This window comes from Actibacterium sp., from assembly GCF_041584535.1.
Lineage (GTDB): Bacteria > Pseudomonadota > Alphaproteobacteria > Rhodobacterales > Rhodobacteraceae > Actibacterium_D.
The window spans coordinates 1-18,212 of sequence record NZ_JBFHDW010000001.1; the positions used below are offsets into that span (position 1 = coordinate 1).

The 18,212-nt window shown below is 63.2% G+C and carries 20 protein-coding genes; 13 read left to right on the forward strand and 7 right to left on the reverse strand.

The genetic code is table 11. The features are described 5' to 3' along the window. The 3 genes from ABYW26_RS00005 to ABYW26_RS00015 all read left to right on the forward strand — a co-directional run. Positions 1–263, forward strand: a 263-nt coding sequence (locus tag ABYW26_RS00005; protein WP_372602603.1) for a 4Fe-4S dicluster domain-containing protein, incomplete at its 5' end; no start/stop codon positions are given. 96 nt (positions 264–359) lie between these two features. Continuing rightward, a complete protein-coding gene (locus ABYW26_RS00010; RefSeq protein ID WP_372602604.1) occupies positions 360–2,081 on the forward strand; it encodes a tetratricopeptide repeat protein in 1,722 nt (573 codons plus the stop codon). After that, entirely contained in the window at positions 2,071–2,898 is an 828-nt protein-coding gene (locus ABYW26_RS00015) for a 4-(cytidine 5'-diphospho)-2-C-methyl-D-erythritol kinase (RefSeq protein WP_372602605.1), read from the forward strand. The genes ABYW26_RS00010 and ABYW26_RS00015 overlap by 11 nt, the downstream gene beginning before the upstream one ends. Here ABYW26_RS00015 and ABYW26_RS00020 read toward each other — a convergent pair. Next, positions 2,891–3,889, reverse strand: a complete 999-nt coding sequence (locus ABYW26_RS00020) for a polyprenyl synthetase family protein (protein ID WP_372602606.1) — start codon at positions 3,887–3,889, stop codon at positions 2,891–2,893. The two genes, ABYW26_RS00015 and ABYW26_RS00020, sit on opposite strands and share 8 nt — an antisense overlap. Positions 3,890–3,944: 55 nt before the next feature. On the opposite strand from ABYW26_RS00020, the gene ABYW26_RS00025 reads away from it, so the two are divergent. The 3 genes from ABYW26_RS00025 (at position 3,945) to ABYW26_RS00035 (ending at position 5,209) form a co-directional block, all read left to right on the forward strand. Continuing rightward, on the forward strand, positions 3,945–4,166 hold the full coding sequence (locus ABYW26_RS00025; protein WP_372602607.1) for a DUF2007 domain-containing protein: 222 nt from the start codon (positions 3,945–3,947) through the stop codon (positions 4,164–4,166). After that, positions 4,167–4,916 carry a tRNA1(Val) (adenine(37)-N6)-methyltransferase gene (locus ABYW26_RS00030; protein WP_372602608.1) on the forward strand — a complete coding sequence of 250 codons (750 nt, stop codon included), beginning with the start codon at positions 4,167–4,169 and terminating at the stop codon, positions 4,914–4,916. Positions 4,917–5,041: 125 nt separating this feature from the next. Further along, on the forward strand, positions 5,042–5,209 hold the full coding sequence (locus ABYW26_RS00035) for a YdcH family protein (protein ID WP_372602609.1): 168 nt from the start codon (positions 5,042–5,044) through the stop codon (positions 5,207–5,209). Here the strand turns inward: ABYW26_RS00035 and ABYW26_RS00040 are convergent. The 4 genes from ABYW26_RS00040 to ABYW26_RS00055 all read right to left on the reverse strand — a co-directional run bounded on the left by ABYW26_RS00040 (position 5,188) and on the right by ABYW26_RS00055 (position 9,220). After that, positions 5,188–6,072 carry a DMT family transporter gene (locus tag ABYW26_RS00040; protein WP_372602610.1) on the reverse strand — a complete coding sequence of 295 codons (885 nt, stop codon included), beginning with the start codon at positions 6,070–6,072 and terminating at the stop codon, positions 5,188–5,190. The two genes, ABYW26_RS00035 and ABYW26_RS00040, sit on opposite strands and share 22 nt — an antisense overlap. An 81-nt stretch (positions 6,073–6,153) precedes the next feature. Continuing rightward, entirely contained in the window at positions 6,154–6,879 is a 726-nt protein-coding gene (gene phbB / locus ABYW26_RS00045; protein ID WP_372602611.1) for an acetoacetyl-CoA reductase, read from the reverse strand. Positions 6,880–7,053: 174 nt separating this feature from the next. Continuing rightward, complete coding sequence (locus ABYW26_RS00050) at positions 7,054–8,229, reverse strand: acetyl-CoA C-acetyltransferase (RefSeq protein ID WP_372602612.1); 1,176 nt, start codon at positions 8,227–8,229, stop codon at positions 7,054–7,056. A 148-nt stretch (positions 8,230–8,377) separates the two neighbouring features. Then, entirely contained in the window at positions 8,378–9,220 is an 843-nt protein-coding gene (locus ABYW26_RS00055) for an EAL domain-containing protein (RefSeq protein ID WP_372602613.1), read from the reverse strand. Between the two features lie 131 nt (positions 9,221–9,351). Between ABYW26_RS00055 and ABYW26_RS00060 the strand changes: the two genes are divergently transcribed. Further along, complete coding sequence (locus ABYW26_RS00060; RefSeq protein ID WP_372602614.1) at positions 9,352–9,927, forward strand: DNA-3-methyladenine glycosylase I; 576 nt, start codon at positions 9,352–9,354, stop codon at positions 9,925–9,927. A 51-nt stretch (positions 9,928–9,978) separates the two neighbouring features. Further along, entirely contained in the window at positions 9,979–10,908 is a 930-nt protein-coding gene (gene argC, locus ABYW26_RS00065) for an N-acetyl-gamma-glutamyl-phosphate reductase (protein WP_372602615.1), read from the forward strand. Positions 10,909–10,915: 7 nt separating this feature from the next. Here the strand turns inward: argC and ABYW26_RS00070 are convergent, their stop codons facing one another. Beyond that, positions 10,916–11,470 (reverse strand): TlpA disulfide reductase family protein, encoded by a 555-nt coding sequence (locus ABYW26_RS00070; RefSeq protein WP_372602616.1) that lies wholly within the window; start codon positions 11,468–11,470, stop codon positions 10,916–10,918. 21 nt (positions 11,471–11,491) lie between these two features. On the opposite strand from ABYW26_RS00070, the gene argH reads away from it, so the two are divergent. The 5 genes from argH to ABYW26_RS00095 all read left to right on the forward strand — a co-directional run bounded on the left by argH (position 11,492) and on the right by ABYW26_RS00095 (position 17,150). After that, the gene (argH, locus tag ABYW26_RS00075; RefSeq protein ID WP_372602617.1) at positions 11,492–12,883 is read left to right on the forward strand and encodes an argininosuccinate lyase; all 1,392 of its coding nucleotides are present in this window, start codon (positions 11,492–11,494) and stop codon (positions 12,881–12,883) included. Next, positions 12,880–12,981 (forward strand): lipoprotein, encoded by a 102-nt coding sequence (locus tag ABYW26_RS00080; RefSeq protein ID WP_372602618.1) that lies wholly within the window; start codon positions 12,880–12,882, stop codon positions 12,979–12,981. Before argH ends, ABYW26_RS00080 begins: the two co-directional genes overlap by 4 nt. Next, on the forward strand, positions 12,981–13,298 hold the full coding sequence (locus tag ABYW26_RS00085; RefSeq protein WP_372602619.1) for a DUF2834 domain-containing protein: 318 nt from the start codon (positions 12,981–12,983) through the stop codon (positions 13,296–13,298). The genes ABYW26_RS00080 and ABYW26_RS00085 overlap by 1 nt, the downstream gene beginning before the upstream one ends. Continuing rightward, positions 13,298–14,563 (forward strand): diaminopimelate decarboxylase, encoded by a 1,266-nt coding sequence (gene lysA, locus ABYW26_RS00090; protein WP_372602620.1) that lies wholly within the window; start codon positions 13,298–13,300, stop codon positions 14,561–14,563. The genes ABYW26_RS00085 and lysA overlap by 1 nt, the downstream gene beginning before the upstream one ends. Positions 14,564–14,672: 109 nt before the next feature. Then, complete coding sequence (locus ABYW26_RS00095; protein ID WP_372602621.1) at positions 14,673–17,150, forward strand: DUF4175 domain-containing protein; 2,478 nt, start codon at positions 14,673–14,675, stop codon at positions 17,148–17,150. A 1-nt stretch (position 17,151) separates the two neighbouring features. Here the strand turns inward: ABYW26_RS00095 and ABYW26_RS00100 are convergent, their stop codons facing one another. Beyond that, the gene (locus tag ABYW26_RS00100) at positions 17,152–18,093 is read right to left on the reverse strand and encodes a zinc-ribbon domain-containing protein (protein WP_372602622.1); all 942 of its coding nucleotides are present in this window, start codon (positions 18,091–18,093) and stop codon (positions 17,152–17,154) included. Positions 18,094–18,212 lie beyond the last annotated feature (119 nt).

Below are 18,212 nucleotides of genomic sequence, written 5' to 3' on the forward strand. Positions count from 1 at the left end.
ACGAGGAAAGCCAGCCCTGCCACCTGCGGCTGAGCGACCCGGATGTGCCGATCAAGGTGAACCTGCCGAAATACGCCGAACCGGCGCAACGCTATTGCCCGGCCGGGGTCTATGAGGTGCTTGAAGGCGAGGACGGCCCGCGGTTCCAGATCAACTTCCAGAACTGCGTGCATTGCAAAACCTGCGATATCAAGGACCCAAGCCAGAACATCACATGGACAACACCCCAAGGCGGTGACGGCCCGAACTATCCGAATATGTAATCAATGCGTGAGGCGGGGCGGCGAACGGGCCGCCCCGCATTGCCTTGGCTGCCGGGCAGGGCTAGGTTCAAACGGCAGACGAACCGGAGGCTGGCCGTGCGCGCTTTTTTCATCCGAACCCTTGGAACCGTGGTCTTGGCCGCGACAACCCTGTCGGCCGCGCCGGTGGTGGCAAGGGAAAGCGTCGCCGGGGCCTATCTGGCCGCCCGCCACGCCAGTTTCTACAGCGACTACAAGGCCGCCGCGCAATATTACGCGCAGGCGCTGATCCGCGACCCGGCCAATCCCCAACTGCTTGAAAGCGCGCTGCTATCCTTCACCGCTTTGGGCGATGTCGGCAAGGCCTTGGTGATCGCCCGCCGCATGGAGCAACTGGAACTGGGCAATCAGGCCTCGGACATGTTGCTGTTGGCCGAGGTGTTGCAACAGGAAAAATTTGACGCCGCCCTGCAGGACATAAAGGACGGGCGCAGCATCGGGCCGCTGGTTGACGGGCTGCTGGTGGCTTGGGCTGAATTCGGCCAAGGCCGCATGACCGAGGCTTTGGCCGCCTTTGATGCCGCCACCAATGAACCGGCGCTGGCCGTGTTCGGCGCCTATCACAAGGCGCTGGCGCTGGCAGCGGCTGGCGATTTCGAAGGCGCGCGCGACCTGTTTGGCCAAGGTGATGGCCGGGCCATGCGCCTGACCCGTCGCGGCGTTCTGGCTGAAATTCAGGTGCTGAGCCAGCTTGAAGAAAACGACACCGCCATCGCGGTTCTGGACGAGGTTTTCGGTCTGGATATCGACCCCGGTCTGATGGACCTGCGGGCGCGGCTGGTCGCGGGCGATGTCATTCCCTTTACCACGATCCGCGACGGGCGCGATGGTGCGGCCGAGGTGTTCTATACCGTCGCGGGTGCCCTGAAGGGCGAGGCGAACGATACTTACACGCTGCTTTACAGCCGCATTGCCGAATATCTGCGGCCTGCCCATGTGGACGCATTGTTGCTTAGCGCGTCGCTGTTGGAATCGCAGGAACAATACGATCTGGCCACTGCGACCTTTCTGAAAGTGCCCGCAGGCGATCCCGGCTTTTATGCTGCCGAACTGGGCCGGGCCGAGACCTTGGAAAAGGCCGGGCGCATCGAGGCCGCGATCGAAGTGATGACCCAGATGTCCAAGACCATGGCGAATATCGCCATCGTCCATGTCACGCTGGGCGACATGTTCAGCCGTCAGGAACAATTCGCCGACGCGCTGAAAGCCTATGACAAGGCGGTCGCGCTGTTCGACGAACCCAAGCGCGTGCAATGGGTAGTGTATTATGCCCGTGGCATCGCGAACGAGCGGCTGGGCAACTGGCCCGAGGCCGAGGCCGATTTCCGCATGGCGCTGTCGCTGGACCCGGATCAGGCGCGGGTGCTGAACTATCTTGGCTATTCCTATGTTGAGCAAAAGATCAATCTGGATGAAGCTCTGGACATGATCGAACGTGCCGCCGCCTCGCGGCCGGACAGCGGCTATATCATCGACAGTCTGGGCTGGGTCTATTACCGGCTTGGGCGCTTTGCCGAGGCGGTCGAACCGATGGAACGGGCGGTGGAATTGCTGCCGGTCGATCCGGTGGTGAATGATCATCTGGGCGATGTTCTGTGGGCCGTGGGCCGCCGGAACGAGGCACAGTTCCAATGGAAGCGGGCGCTGTCCTTTATCGACTTCGAAGACATTCCGACCGATGTCGATCCTGATCGGATTCGCCGCAAGCTGGCCGTTGGTCTGGACAAGGTGCTTGAGGAAGAAGGCGCCGATCCGATCCCGGTGGCCAATGGCGACTAAGGCCTTCGCACCGGCCAAGATCAACCTGACCCTGCACGTCACCGGTCGCCGGGATGATGGTTATCACTTGCTGGACAGTCTGGTGGCCTTTGCCGATATCGGCGACCGCATCACGGTTGAACCTGCAGGCATGACCGACCTGATCGTGACCGGGCCGATGGCGCGGGGCGTGCCGGTCGATGACAGCAATCTGGTGCTGCGGGCCGCCGCGCTGGCCAAGGCGCCGCCGCTGGCAATCACGCTTGAAAAACACCTGCCAGCTGCGGCCGGAATCGGCGGCGGCTCATCCGATGCGGCGGCGGTGTTGCGGGCGATCGCGGACCTGACCGGCACGCCGGTGCCCGAGGATGCGCTGCGGCTGGGTGCGGATGTGCCGGTCTGCCTGCGCGCCACCGCCACCCGGATGTCCGGTATTGGCGAGACCCTGACCCCGGTGCCGCCCTTGCCCGAGCTATGGGCGGTTCTGGCCAATCCGCGCGTTGCGGTGCCGACACCCAAGGTGTTCGCGGCGCTGCGCCAGCGGATCAATCCGGCGATGCCCGCCACGATTCCGGCCTTTGCCGATGCACGGTCGCTGGTGAAGTGGCTGAAAACTCAGCGCAACGATCTTGAGGCCGCCGCGATATCGCTGTCACCGGTGATCGCGGATGTTCTGGGCGCGCTTCAGACCTTGCCGGGCAGTCTGATGGCACGCATGTCCGGGTCCGGCGCCACCTGTTTCGCGCTGTTCGACACCGAAGAGGCGGCACAGGATGCGGCGGAATTGCTGGCGATGACCCGGTCTGACTGGTGGTCGGCGGCGGCCCGGCTTAGTTGACCCGCGCCACCACGTAATCGGCGATATCCAACAGCATCTGACGGATAGGATCGTCCGGCAGCACCGCCAGCGCGGTCTTGGCCTTGTCCGCCCATCTCAGCGCCTCGGCGCGGGTGTCCTGCAAGGCGTTATGCTTGTTCAGCAGCGATAGCGCGATCTCAAGGTCGCCGTCCTGTTGCCTGCCCTTCTCAATGGTGCGCACCCAGAACGCGCGTTCTTCGGCATCGGCGCGGGCCACGGCCTTGATGACCGGAAGGGTCAGCTTGCGCTCGCGGAAATCGTCACCGATGTTCTTGCCGGTGGCCTCGGAGCCCCAGTAATCCAGCAGATCGTCAACAATCTGAAAGCTGATCCCCAGCGCGTCACCATAGGTGAACAGCGCCTGAACCTGATCTTCCGGCGCGCCAGCGATCACGCCGCCGACCTCGGTCGCGGCCGAGAACAACGCCGCGGTCTTGCCGCGCACCACTTGCAGATAGATGTCTTCGTCGGTGCGCAGATCCTGCGCCGCGGTCAGTTGCAGAACCTCGCCTTCGGCAATCGTGGCCGAGGCATTGGCCAGAATGTCCAGCACCCGCAGCGACCCGGTTTCGACCATCAACTGGAACGACCGCGAGAACAGGTAATCGCCGACCAGAACGCTGGATTTGTTGTCCCACAGCAGGTTCGCCGTCGGCCGCCCGCGCCGCTGGGCGCTTTCATCGACCACGTCGTCATGCAACAGCGTCGCGGTGTGAATGAATTCGACCGTCGCGGCCAGATGCACATGATAGGGGCCGTCATAGCCACACATCCGCGCCGCCGCCAAGGTCAGCAGCGGGCGCAGGCGTTTGCCGCCGGCCTCGACCAGATGGGCGGTGACTTCGGGAATGCGGGGCGCGTGTTTCGACGCCATCCGGTCACGGATCAGGGCGTTGACCGCCTCCATCTCGGGGGCCAGGTGATTGCTTAGACGCTCATGCGGTTTTGTTGCGGCGGTATCCAGACCCATCACGCTCTCGTCACTTCTCTCGACAAATGCGGGCCCGTGCCCTTAAGTCCAACCTATGAAAGAGCTGATGCGAACAAATGATCCGACACTCGTGGCCTTTGCGACCGCGCTCCTCCAAGGGGAGGGGATAGACTGCTTTCCGATGGATGTCCACATGAGCGTCCTCGAAGGATCGCTGGGTATTTTGCCCCGGCGGCTGATGGTGCGGGATGGCGATCTTGGCCGGGCGCGGATCGTGCTGCATGACAATAACATTCCCCTGCCCGAGATCCGCTGAATGGAACTGACCTGCGATCAGTTTATCGGCGGTCGCCTGTCGGTTTGGCAGCCCCGCGATGGCTATCGCGCCGGGGTCGATCCGGTGCTGCTGGCGGCGGCGGTTCCGGCGCGGCCCGGACAGCGGGTGCTGGAACTGGGATGCGGTGTCGGGGTGGCGTCGCTGTGCCTTGGGGCGCGGGTGCCTGACCTGTCGCTGACTGGCGTCGAATTACAGCCCGATTATGCTGATCTGGCGCGGCGAAACGCCGATGAGAACGGCGTTCAAATATCGGTCGTTCAGGCCGATCTGCGCGCCCTTCCGGATGATCTGAGGGCGCAGAGTTTCGACCATGTCATCGCGAATCCGCCGTATTTCCTGCGGGCGCGCGGCACCGCCGCAACCGACACCGGACGCGAGGTGGCGCTGGGTGGCGAAACCCCGCTGATCGACTGGATCGACATCGCTGTTCGCAGACTGACGCCAAAAGGGGCGCTGACGATGATCCAGCGCGCAGAACGCCTGCCCGAGATGCTGTCGGCGCTGGATAAACGTGTGGGTTCGGTCGAGGTTTTGCCGCTTGCCCCGCGCGTCGGCCGCCAGGCGAAACTTGTTTTGTTACGGGCAGTTAAAGGTGGTCGCGCCGCGTTCCGGCTATTGCCGCCGGTGGTCCTGCATAGCGGCGACAAGCATGATGGCGACCGCGAAAGCTATACGCCCGAAATTCGCGCTGCATTGCGGAAAAATGCGCCAATCGGCTGGGCGATATAACATTGTTGCGGCGGATTGCCGCGCTGAGGAACATTGTTTCAAATTATTCTTGCACTGCGGCGTGACACGACTCAAATTCTGTGCTGCTATGTAACCATCAGATGTCAACAGAGAGGAGATTGAACATGACCATGAGTTCGCATTTGCAGGAACTCCGCCGGAAACACGAGACCCTCTCGGAACGGGTCGAGCAAGCACAGCGAAGCCCCGGCTTTGATGACCTCCGGATCGCCGAACTCAAGAAGCAAAAGCTTCGTCTGAAAGAGGAAATTCAGCGCCTTTCGCAGGGCTGAGTCTTTGCGGCGCTGGCGCGCGCGGCCAGCGTTGCCCCTGCGGTGATAAGCAGGGCAGAAATTGCAATCGTTCTGGTCGCGTCGGCAATTCCCGTCGCGACCAACACCAACGTAGACAACAGCGGCGCCGCATAGCTTGCGACCCCCAACAGCTGTATGTCACCGCGCTTGACCCCGATATCCCACACATAGAACGCCAGCCCGACCGGCCCCGCGCCCAAGGCCAGCATTGCGGCCCATCCCAATGACGTGGCGGGCCAGGCCGTATCCTCGAACATCAGATGCAGCGGCAACGATAGCGCCGCCGTCGCCAGACAGAACACCGCGACCGATGCGGTCGGCACGCTGCCCAATCGGCGCGACAGAATCGAATAGCCGGACCATGTCAGCGCACAGAGAAACGCCAGCCCATAGCCGGGCAGGGCGGTGGTTTGGAACCCCTGCGCCCCGCGCAGCACGATCAGCGCCGCCCCGGCAAACCCGATCGCTGCCCCGGCCAGATGCCCGCGTTTCAGCGTCTCACCGGGCAACAGGCCCGAAAACAGCACGATCAGCAGCGGCCAGAGATAGGCGATCAACCCGGCCTCGGCGGCGGGAGCCAGCCGCAGGGCCGAAAAATACAGCGCGTGATAGCCGAACAGCCCGGCCGTGCCAAAGGCATAGACCCGCCAACTGATCCGCCGCAATTCCGACAGGCCGCCGCTGTGCCGGGTCCAGATCAGTCCGATCGCGCCACCGATGCCGAAACAGACCGTGTTCAGTTGCAGGGGCGGAACCGGGGCGCTGCCCACTGTGAACAGCGCCAAAAGCGCCCACAAGAGGATGGCCAGAAATCCGATTGATGTCGCGCGCTGCCGGGTCATGTCGCGGCGATACATCCGCGCGGCGCAAAAGAAAAGGCCAGCCGCAGCGGGCTGGCCTTTCCAACGTTCATTGTCTTGGCATTAGCCGAAGAACTGACCACCGTTGGCCGAAATCGTCGAGCCGTTGATAAAGCCCGCATCGTCCGAGGCCAGGAACACCACGCAGCGCGCGATTTCTTCCGGCTCGCCCAGACGACCAGTGGGGATCTGCGGGATGATGTTCTTGTTCAGAACTTCCTCGGGGATCGCGCGGACCATTTCGGTGCCGATATAGCCGGGGCAAACAGCGTTGGCGGTGATGCCGGCGCGGGCGCCTTCCTGAGCCAGGCTGCGGACGATGCCGATGTCGCCGGCCTTGGTGGCGGCATAGTTAACCTGGCCAGCCTGACCTTTTTGGCCGTTGACCGAGCTGATCACGATGACGCGGCCGAACTTGCGCTCGCGCATGCCGGGCCACACGGGGCGCACGGTGTTGAACACGCCGGTCAGGTTGGTCGCGATGACCTTGTTCCACTGTTCGGGGGTCATCTTGTGAAAGAACCCGTCCCAGGTGATACCAGCGTTGGCGACGACCACGTCGATCGGGCCGAGGTCGGCTTCGACCTGAGCAATCCCGGCAGCCGAAGCATCGTAATCGGCCACGTCCCATTTGTAAGTCTTGATGCCGGTTTCGGCAGTGAAGGCAGCGGCCTTCTCGTCATTGCCCGCATAGGTGGCAGCGACTTCATAGCCCTCAGCTTTCAGGGCTTTGGAAATAGCTTCGCCGATGCCGCGCGAACCGCCGGTGACGAGTGCAACTCTTGCCATGGTATCCTCCAATTTGGCTGAATTCGTTGGTAACTCTGTTACTCGTTGGCGCCGCGTGGCGCAACAATATTGCGTATATTTTTGTGTAACTCGGTCATTTTTCGGAACATCGCCGGTCGGCAAAAAAAGGGGCGCATCGCTGCGCCCCTTTCATTTCGTGTTCTGGCGATCCGATTACGGACGTTCGAGGCACATGGCCACGCCCATGCCGCCGCCGATGCACAGCGTTGCCAGACCTTTTTTCGCGTCGCGGCGCTTCATCTCGAACAGCAGGGTGTTCAGGATGCGGCAGCCCGAGGCGCCGATCGGGTGACCGATGGCGATGGCGCCGCCGTTCACGTTGACGATCTCGGGATCCCAGCCCATGTCCTTGTTCACGGCGCAGGCTTGCGCGGCGAAGGCTTCGTTGGCTTCGACCAGATCCAGATCGCTGGCCGACCAGCCCGCTTTGGCCAGAGCCTTGCGCGAGGCGTAGATCGGGCCGACGCCCATGATCGACGGGTCCAGACCGGCGGTCGCATACGAGGCGATGCGGGCGATCGGTTCCAGACCGCGCTTTTCGGCTTCATCGGCGCTCATCAGCAGAACGGCAGCGGCGCCATCGTTCAGGCCCGACGCGTTGCCGGCGGTGACCGAACCATCTTTGGTAAAGGCGGGGCGCAGTTTCTGCATGCTTTCCAGCGTCGCACCGTGGCGGATATATTCGTCCTGATCGACGATGATGTCGCCCTTGCGGGTCTTCACGGTGAAGGCGGCGATTTCTTCGACGAATTTACCGGCCTTCTGGGCGGCTTCGGCTTTGTTTTGCGAGGCCAGCGCCAGTTCGTCCTGCATCTCGCGGCTGATCTGCCACTGCTGAGCGACGTTCTCGGCGGTTTGACCCATGTGATAGCCGTTGAAGGCATCCCACAGACCGTCGCGGATCATCGAGTCGATGAATTTCATGTCGCCCATTTTTTGGCCGGCACGCAGGTGCGCGACATGGGGGCTGAGCGACATGCTTTCCTGGCCGCCAGCGGCGACGATATCGGCGTCGCCCAGTTGGATGTGCTGCGCACCCAGCGCAACAGCGCGCAGGCCCGACCCACAAACCTGGTTCAGGCTCCATGCGGCGGCTTCGATCGGCAGGCCAGCGTTAATATGTGCCTGACGCGCGGGGTTCTGGCCCTGACCGGCGGTCAGAACCTGACCCAGAATGGTCTCGGACACTTCGGATTTGTCGATTCCGGCGCGGGCGACGATGGCTTCAAGAACGGCGGCGCCCAGATCATGGGCGGGGGTGTTCGCAAAAGAGCCGTTGAAGCTGCCGACAGGTGTCCGCGCGGCTGATACGATCACTACATTGGTCATGGGTTTGGTCCTCTCCCCGATTGGTCAGGGGGGGCGAAACTCTCACGCCGGTCATCGGGCCGGGTCGCCCCCGCTGGGTGCTAAACTGGTAAGGGGTCTGAAAACCGCGCGCAACAATATTATGCCGCGATTGCACTAAGTGGCTAAATCATGCGCGCTTCTTAAGCGGACTTTGCTGGCGCCAATGGGGGTGAATGCTGGGCGCGGCAAAGTAATAGCCCTGCATGCAATCGATCCCGGCGGATTGCAGGAATTCGGCGTCCTCGGCGCATTCGACGCTTTCGGCCACGGTGAACATATCGAAATGCTGTCCGATCGCGATCAGCGCGGCGGTCAGCACCTGATTATCCGCGTTGTCACAGACACCGCGGATGAACTGGCCGTCGATTTTCAGGATGTCGAAATAGAATTCCCGTAAATATCTGAACGATGTAAACCCGGCGCCGAAATCGTCCAGCGCAAAGGCGATGCCCTTTTTTTGCAGGTCGCGCATGAACACGGTGACGAGGTCGGGCATGATCATCGCCGAGCTTTCGGTGATCTCAAGGATCAGCCGCTCGGCCACGGTCGGGTTGCCGGACAGCGTGTTGTTCAGGATGCGGTTCCAGCGCGGATAACCGATCGACCGCGCCGACATGTTGATGGCAAGGCGCAGGTCCGGGGTCGCGACCAATTCCCGCAGGCCCAGCCGCAGCGCCGCACAATCGATTTCGCGTCCGGTTTCGCTGGTTTCGACCACGGTGATGAAGTCACGGGCTGGAATCACCCGCCCTGACGGGTCCAGAACCCGAATCAACCCCTCGTAAAACGCCGGTTGGGCGGCGCCGTTGGCGGGAACGACGGGTTGAAAGGCCAGCATGACATCGCCGCGTTTCAGCGCGTTTTGCACCATCGCGATCACATCATGGTCGCGCGCCGTCACCGCCGCGCCAAGCGGGCTGTCATCGACACCCATGATCGCCGGCTCGCCCTGTTCCATGGAAAATTTCATGCCGCCCCTTTCCATAACCTGCGACCACAATGCTGCCTTACCTCCTAACAACCGCTTAATGTTCGCATTTTGTGCTAATTGTGCTAAAACTCATTTCAAATTGATAAGGTGTTGAAAGTGTGGAGGTTTTTATGGCAGATCGCTGTGATTGGTGCGGGGAGGACCCGATTTATATTTCCTATCACGACACCGAATGGGGCGTGCCGGAATATGACAGCCGCGCCTTGTGGGAAAAGCTGATTCTCGACGGGTTTCAGGCCGGGCTAAGCTGGATCACCATCCTGAAAAAGCGCGAGAATTTTCGCGCGGCCTTTCACGGTTTCGACCCCAATGTCATCGCCGACTGGGGCGAGGCCGAGATCGCGCGCCTGCTGGCCGATCCGGGCATCGTGCGGCACCGGGGCAAGATCGAGGCGACGATCGGCAATGCGCAAGCATGGCAGCGGATCGAGGCCGAACAGGGGTTTGACCGCTTTTTATGGGACTATGTCGGCGGCGCGCCGATCCGCAATCTTTGGGACAGCATGGCGCAAATTCCGGCCGAGACCGCGCTGTCGCGGCAAATCTCGAAGGATCTGAAGAAAGCCGGGTTCAAATTCTGCGGCCCGACCATCGTTTATGCCTTCATGCAGGCGGTGGGCATGGTGAACGATCACCTTGTCACATGTCCGGCACATGATCGCTGTGTCGCGTTGGCAAAGGGCTAGAAAAAACCGGCGCAACGGGCTATGTCCGCCGCCTGTGACAAGGATATGCCCATGACCCAGAAGATTTTCATCGACGGCGAGGTCGGCACGACCGGCCTGCAAATCGCGGCGCGGCTGGATACGCGCAGCGACATCTCCCTGATCCGGCTGGGCGAGTCCGAGCGCAAGGATCCCGCCGCCCGGAAAGAGGCGTTGCGCGCGGCCGATATCGCGATTCTGTGCCTGCCGGATGCGGCCTCGAAAGAGGCGTATGAGATGGTGCAGGGCACTGAAACCCGGCTGTTGGATGCCTCGACCGCGCACCGGGTTGCCGAGGGCTGGGTTTATGGCTTTGCCGAAATGACCGCCGGTCAGGCCGAGGCCATCGCCAACGCCCGCTATGTCGCCAATCCGGGTTGTTATCCGACCGGGGCCATCGGCCTGCTTAGGCCGCTGCGCGAGGCCGGGCTGCTGCCCGCAGGTCTGCCCGTCAGCGTCAACGCCGTCAGCGGCTATACCGGCGGCGGCAAGGCGATGATCGCGGAGTTCGAGACCGGTCAGGAATCGGGCGGCTTTGTCTATGCCACCTCGCAGGCGCACAAGCACCTGCCCGAGATGCAGCAATACAGCCTGCTGGATGGCGCGCCGATTTTCGTGCCGTCGGTCGGAAATTTCGCCCAAGGCATGATCGTTCAGATCCCGCTGCATCTGACGACGCTGCCGCGCACGCCATCGCTGGCCGATCTGCATGCGGCGCTTGCGGCGCATTACACCGGGTCGACCTTTGTGAAGGTTCTGCCGCTGGACGCCGAACAGGGGCGCATTCAGGCGCAGGCGCTGAACGACACCAATATGCTGGAACTGCGGGTGTGCGGCGATGCCGCCAAAGGGCAGGCGGTGCTGGTCGCGGTTTTGGACAACCTTGGCAAAGGCGCCTCGGGTGCCGCCGTGCAGAACCTGAACCTGATGATGGGTGTCGATCAGACCACCGGTCTGGTCTGAGGCCCGTTTACCGTGCCTTGAGGGCAGCGATGATCGCCTTGGCGCTGTCGCTGTCCCATTCGGCATCGCCGTGCAGGCGGCCGATCTCCTGACCGTCGCGGTCCAAAATCACGCTGATCGGCAGACCCAGAACCGCCATGTCGCGGGCGAATTGCTGTTTCGGATCGCGCAGCAGGGTCAGGTTCTCGACCCCGATTTCGGCCATGAATTTCTGGATCATCGGCACCGGGTTACGGCCCACGGCCACGGTGACGACCTGAAAATCCTCATCGCCCTGATCGGTCTGCAACGCTGCCAGCCCCGGCATTTCCTTGCGGCACGGCGCGCACCATGTCGCCCAGAAGTTCAACAGCACATAACGCCCCTGAAATTCGGCCAAGCTGTGCGGCGCGTCGTCCATGCCCAGAAGCACCGCCTCGGGCACTTCGACCGGGGCGCGATGCAGGCTTAGCTTCTTCATCGACCCGTCGCGCAGCCCCTCGACCGCGGTCAAATCCGCCATGGCAGTATTTGCACCCAAGGCAAGGGCCGTGTAGAGGACGATAAACCAGAACCAGCGCATTTTCCCTCCGAGGGCAGACAGATGACTAACGACAGCTCGAACGCCATGTGGGGCGGCCGCTTTGCCGCCGGACCCGACGCCATCATGGAGGCGATCAACGCCTCGATCGGCTACGACAAACGGATGGCGTCTCAGGACATTCAGGGCTCTCGTGCCCATGCCGCCATGTTGGCCGCACAGGGTATCATTACCGATAGCGATGCTGTGGCGATCCGGGAAGGCCTGCTCACGGTCTTGTCAGAGATCGAGACCGGGAATTTCGCGTTTTCGACCGCGCTGGAAGACATTCACATGAATGTCGAGGCCCGGCTGAAGGAAATCATCGGCGAACCGGCGGGCCGTCTGCACACCGCCCGGTCGCGCAATGATCAGGTGGCGACCGATTTCCGCCTGTGGGTGCGCGATCAGATCGACGCCGCCATCGGCGGGCTTGAAGCATTGATCCGCGCGCTGCTGACCCAGGCCGAGGCCGGGGCCGATTGGGTGATGCCGGGCTTTACCCATCTGCAAACCGCGCAACCGGTGACATGGGGTCATCACATGATGGCCTATGTCGAAATGTTCGGCCGCGACATGTCGCGCTTTGCCGATGCGCGGGTGCGGATGAATGAATCGCCTCTGGGTTCGGCGGCGCTGGCGGGCACGTCGTTTCCGATCGACCGGCATATGACGGCCAAGGCGCTGGGTTTTGACCGCCCGACCGCCAACAGCCTTGATGCCGTGTCCGACCGCGATTTCGCGCTGGAATTCCTTGCCGCCGCGTCGATCTGCGCCATGCACCTGTCGCGCTTTGCCGAAGAGCTGGTGATCTGGTCTTCGGCCCAGTTCCGCTTTGTCACGCTGTCGGACCGGTTCTCGACCGGGTCGTCGATCATGCCGCAGAAAAAGAACCCCGACGCGGCCGAGTTGATCCGTGCCAAGGTTGGCCGGATTTTCGGCTCGAACGTGGCGCTGATGATGGTGATGAAGGGGCTGCCGCTGGCCTATTCCAAGGACATGCAGGAAGACAAGGAACAGGTGTTCGATGCCGCCGACAACCTGATGCTGGCGCTGGCCGCGATGGAAGGCATGGTCAAGGACATGACCGCCAACCGTCCCAGCCTTGAAGCCGCCGCTGGCTCGGGCTTCAGCACCGCGACCGATCTGGCCGACTGGCTGGTGCGGGCGCTGAACATGCCGTTCCGTCAGGCCCACCATGTCACCGGCGCGCTGGTGGCGATGGCCGAGGCCAAGGGCTGTGACCTGCCCGACCTGACGCTGGCCGATATGCAATCGGTCCATGACGCGATCACTGACGAGGTGTTCGGCGTGCTGGGCGTGCAGAACTCGGTCGCCAGTCGCATGTCCTATGGCGGCACCGCCCCGGCTCAGGTCCGGGCGCAGATCACCCGCTGGCAGGAGAAACTGGCATGAAACTGGCCGCTGCTTTGATGGCGCTGCTGGCGCTGGCCGCTTGCGGTGTCGATGGCCCGCCGGAACGTCCCGTGTCGCGGGGCGAGGTGGCGCTCTGATGTCGCTTTTGCGTCTGATCTATCTGGGGCTTGCGCTGTGGGGCGCGATCCATCCGATGAGCCATTTCATCGTGTGGTTCGGCGAGAACGGCTTTGGCGCGGGCAAACTGATCGACGCATGGCAGGCGAACGCGGCCAGTTCGGGGCTGATGTGGGATCTGACCATCGCGGTCATCGCGCTGACGGTCTGGATCATCGCCGAAACCCGCGTGCGCAAGAACTGGCTGGCGCTGATCGCCATTCCGGTATCGTTTTTCCTTGGCGTCTCCTGCGGGTTGCCGCTGTATCTGTTTCTTCGGACAAGGCCGATCACCTGATGGATCATTTCCTGTATCATAATGGCGTTCTCTGCGCCGAGGACGTTCCCGTCACCGACATTGCCGCCGCTGTCGGCACGCCGTTCTATGTCTATTCCACCGCGACGCTGACCCGGCATTTCCGGCTGTTCGACGAGGCGTTGATGGGCATGGATCACCTGATCTGTTTCGCCATGAAGGCCAACTCGAACCAAGCGGTTCTGACGCTGATGGCGTCATTGGGGGCCGGGGTGGATGTGGTCTCGGGCGGGGAATATGCCCGCGCCAAGGCCGCCGGGTTTGACGGCGACAAGATCGTGTTTTCCGGCGTCGGCAAGACCCGCGAGGAAATGCGCACCGCGCTGCTGGGCGGCATTCGCCAGTTCAATCTGGAATCCGAACCGGAAATGCGCCGCCTGAACCAGATCGCGTTGGAGTTGGGCGTTGTGGCGCCGGTCACCGTGCGGGTGAACCCGGATGTCGACGCCAAGACCCATGAAAAGATCGCCACCGGCAAATCCGAGAACAAGTTCGGCATCCCGATCGCCCGCGCGCCCGAGGTCTATGCCGAGATCGCCACGCTGCCCGGCCTGCGCGCCGTTGGCATCGACGTGCATATCGGCAGCCAGCTGACCGATCTTGAGCCCTTCCGGCAGGCCTATCGCAAGGTGGCCGATCTGACCCGCACCCTGCGCGCACAGGGGCATGATATCATCCGGCTGGATCTGGGCGGCGGTCTGGGCATCCCCTACGAGCGCTCGAATGCCGCGCCGCCGCTGCCGGTCGAATATGGTGCCATGGTCCGGCATGAACTGGCCGATCTGGGCTGCGAGATTGAAATCGAACCCGGCCGCCTGATCGCGGGCAACGCCGGTATTCTGGTGACCGAGGTGATCTATGTGAAATCCGGCGAGGGCCGCGAATTCGTCATTGTCGATGCGGCAATGAACGATCTGGTCCGCCCGGCGATGTATTCTGCCCATCACGACATCGTGCCGGTGATCGAGCCGGCGCCGGGGGCCGAGCAATCGCCCTTTGACGTGGTCGGCCCGGTTTGCGAGACCGGCGACACCTTTGCCAAGCAACGCAACCTGACGGCCATGGCCGAGGGTGATCTGATCGCCTTCCGCTCGGCCGGGGCGTATGGCGCGGTGATGGCCTCGGAATACAACACCCGGCCGCTGATTCCCGAGGTTCTGGTCAAGGACGATCAGTTCGCGGTGATCCGTGCGCGGCCGACCTATGAACAGATCATCGCCCGCGACAGCGTGCCGGACTGGCTGTAATCCGCGCGGGCGATCAAACGCCCGTCATCGCCGGTTCGTATGGCTTTGACGTGCCGGGTTTCCGCTATACCATTCCGTTACACGCAGGTTTTCTGCGCCGGATGGATATATGACCGATCTGACTGCCCTGCGATCCAAGGCCCGCGCTGATCTGGCCCGACCGCTGCGCCTGACGCGCTGGGGAATGCTGGCCGAGCGCCTAATCCGCGCGTTCTGGCCGCTGTGGTCGGTGCTGTGCGCCGCTGTGGCGCTGGCGGCGCTGGGGGTTCAGAACGCAGTGCCGTTATGGGTGGTTCAGGCAGTTGCCGCGCTGGCGCTGATCGTGGCGCTGGTGACAGCGTTTCAGGGCGCGCGGCGGTTCCGTTGGCCGACCCGGTCCGAGGTCGAAGCCCGTCTGGATCACACGCTGAAAGGCCGCCCCATTGCAACGCTGGCTGATGCTCAGGCCATCGGGGCCTCGGACCCGGCCTCGCAAGCGGTGTGGCAGGCGCATCTGGCCCGCATGGCGGCGCGCGTCAGACAGGCGCGCCCGGTGCCCGCCGATCTGCGCCTGTCGCGCTATGACGCGCTGGGCCTGCGCTATGTCGCGCTGACCGGGCTGATCGCGGCAGGGCTGTTCGGGTCGGTGGCGCAAATAGGGTCGGTCTCGGTTCTGCCGGGCGGCATGGGCACGGCGGTGGCCGGTGGCCCGGCATGGGAAGGCTGGGCCGAGCCGCCCAGCTACACCGCGCTGCCGACGCTGTATCTGAACGACGTCCCGTCTGGCGCACTCAGCCTGCCCGAGGGCACCCGCCTGACCCTGCGGTTCTATGGCGACAGCAAGCGGCTGGGCTTGTCTCAGGACGTGGCCAAGGCCGCGCCGTCCGACGATCCGGCGGCGGGAAACAGTTTCGAGTTGGAACGCTCGGGCCGCTTGTCGGTGCAGGGGCCGGGCGGGCGCGATTGGCAGATATTGATGCATCCCGACCTGCCGCCCAAGGTGACGATCACCGGTCTGGCCACCCGCGACGCCGAGGGTAAGATGGAGCTGCCCTTTGCCGCCAGCGACGATTACGGCATCACCGGCGGCCACGCGGTGATTACGCTGAACCTTGCGCAGGTCAGCCGTGATCATGGCTTGGCTGCGACCCCGGACCCGCGCGAGTCGCTGGTTCTGGATCTGCCGCGCCCCTTGCGGGCGGACCGGACCGATTTCGAGGATTTCCTGATCGACAACCTCAGCCAGCATGCCTGGGCCGGGCTGCCGGTGACCGTGACGCTTGAGGTCCGCGACGCGCGCGGGCAGGCGGGCCTTTCGCCAGCCGAGGATATGATCCTGCCGGGTCGCCGGTTCTTTGACCCGCTGGCAAATGCCATCATTGAACAGCGTCGCGATCTGCTGTGGACCCGCGACAATGGCCGCCGGGTGGCGCAGGTTCTGCGCGCGATCAGCGCCCGGCCCGACAGTCTGGATATCCCCTCCAGCGCCTATCTGAAATTGCGCGCTGCCATTCGCCAGCTTGAGGCCGGGTTGCCGGACGGGCTGGGCGATCAGACCCGCGATGAACTGGCGCTGGCGCTGTGGGATCTGGCGCTTGAGCTGGAACTGGGCGATCTGAACGACGCCCGCGCCCGTCTGGACCGCGCGCAGGACCGTCTGTCCGAAGCGATGAAGAACGGTGCCAACAAGGATGAGATCGCCGCGCTGATGCAGGAATTGCGCGAGGCGATGCAGGACTATCTGCAACAATTGGCCGAACAACAGCAGGGCGACGATCAGCAGTTTTCCGAAAACGATCCGAACGCGCAGACCCTGTCCGCCGATCAGTTGGAACAGATGCTGGCGCGGATTCAGGACCTGATGGAACAAGGCCGGATGGCCGAGGCGCAGCAGTTGATGCAGGAACTGGCGCAGATGATGCAGAACATGCGCGTTACTCAGGGCGACGGCCAGAATGGCGATGGTCAGGGCAATGGCGCGCGCGAGGGGTTGCAGGAAACGCTGCGCGATCAGCAAGACCTGTCCGACGACGCGTTCGGCGATCTGCAACGCCGCTTTGACCCCGATGGCACGCCCGCGCCGGGGCAAGAGGGCGATGCCCAGCGTCCGGGCGGCGATCTGGCGGATCGGCAAGAGGCGCTGCGCGATCAGTTGCAGGAATTGCAGCGCGCGATGCCGGGCTTGGGCGGTGAAGAGGGCAAGGCCCTGCGCGAATCGCTGGATCAGGCCGGGCGTGCGATGGACCGCGCCGAAGACCGCCTGCGCAATGACGATCTGGCCGGCGCGCTGGACGATCAGGCCGAGGCAATCGACGCCCTGCGCAACGGCATGGGTGCCATGGACCGGGCGCAGGCACAACGGCAACAGCAGCAGGGCGCGCAAGGGGCCGAGAACGGGCAGGGCGATCAGGGCGGGCGCCGCGATCCGCTGGGTCGCAATGGCGGAAACGGTGCCGACGAGGGCGACACGCGCAGCGGTCGCCGCCACGAGGCCCGAGATCAGGAACGGGCGTTGGAACTGATGGACGAAATCCGCCGCCGCGCATTGGACCGCACGCGCCCCGAGGCCGAACTGGATTACCTGAAACGCCTGCTGGACCTGTTCTAGGTCAGCTGCCGGTGCCTTTTTGCAGCAGGCCGGTGGCATTCGTCATCACCCGGGTCACCGCGTGGTTCAACCCGCCGCGCAGATCGTTCACCACCGCCACATAATTGCTAAGCGCCGGGGCCGCGCCGGGATACAGCGTGGCGATTTTCGGCGCGGTCAGATAGACCGCCGCCAACAGCGCCCCGGCCAAGACCACGATGCCAAATCCCAAACCAAAGCCGCCGCGCCGCCGGGGCAGCGGATCGTTTTCCAGAACGGCCTCGCTGATGCCACTGGCCTTGCGCTCGGACGTGGCGCGCAGGGTCGAGTTGATTTCTTCGATATCCGGCAGCAGATCGCGCCGGGCACCGGGTTTCGAGGGCTTTTCGGCCTCGGGCGAAATCCCGCGCAGCCGGGCGACGCGCTCTTTCAAACCGGCGGCGGCGCTGGTCGTGGCAGCGGATTCATCAAGCCCAAGATCGGCCTGAAACTCCAACGGGTCGCCGCCCATGATTTCGGCGCGGCGGGCCTGAGTTTCGCGCTCAGCCTCTTCGCGCAGAACTTCGAGGATGCTGTCATCCAGCGCCTTGCGTTTGGGGGCGGGCGTGTCTTCGCCACCGTCTTCGAATTCCTGTTCCAGCTCGGCGGTCAAAGCGGCTTCGAACTCATCCGGTTCGACCTCGTCGCCATCGTCGTCGAACGCATCGTCGAACTGGTCATCGTCCTGATCTTCGGGTTCGTCTTCGAACGCCTCTTCGATCTCGGCTTCGGCCTCGGGTTCGGCTTCGAATTCGTCCTCGAACTCATCTTCGATCGGGGCGGTCGCGGGCGGTTCCTCGGCGCCGGGGCCGGGCTGAAACCATGTATTGCCGCAGTTCGAGCACTGGACATCACGTCCCTCGGCGGGGATCACTGCATCGTCGACCTCATATTGCGCATCGCAATTCGGGCAAATCAGCCGCATAGTAACCCCGTTTCAACCCTGCTCATCAGTCTTTTGTTACATCATGTTGTAACACGCAGTCCGAAATTTCAAAGCCTTTGCAGGTCTGCGTGATTGAAACCAAGCGTCCACTGGGGCAA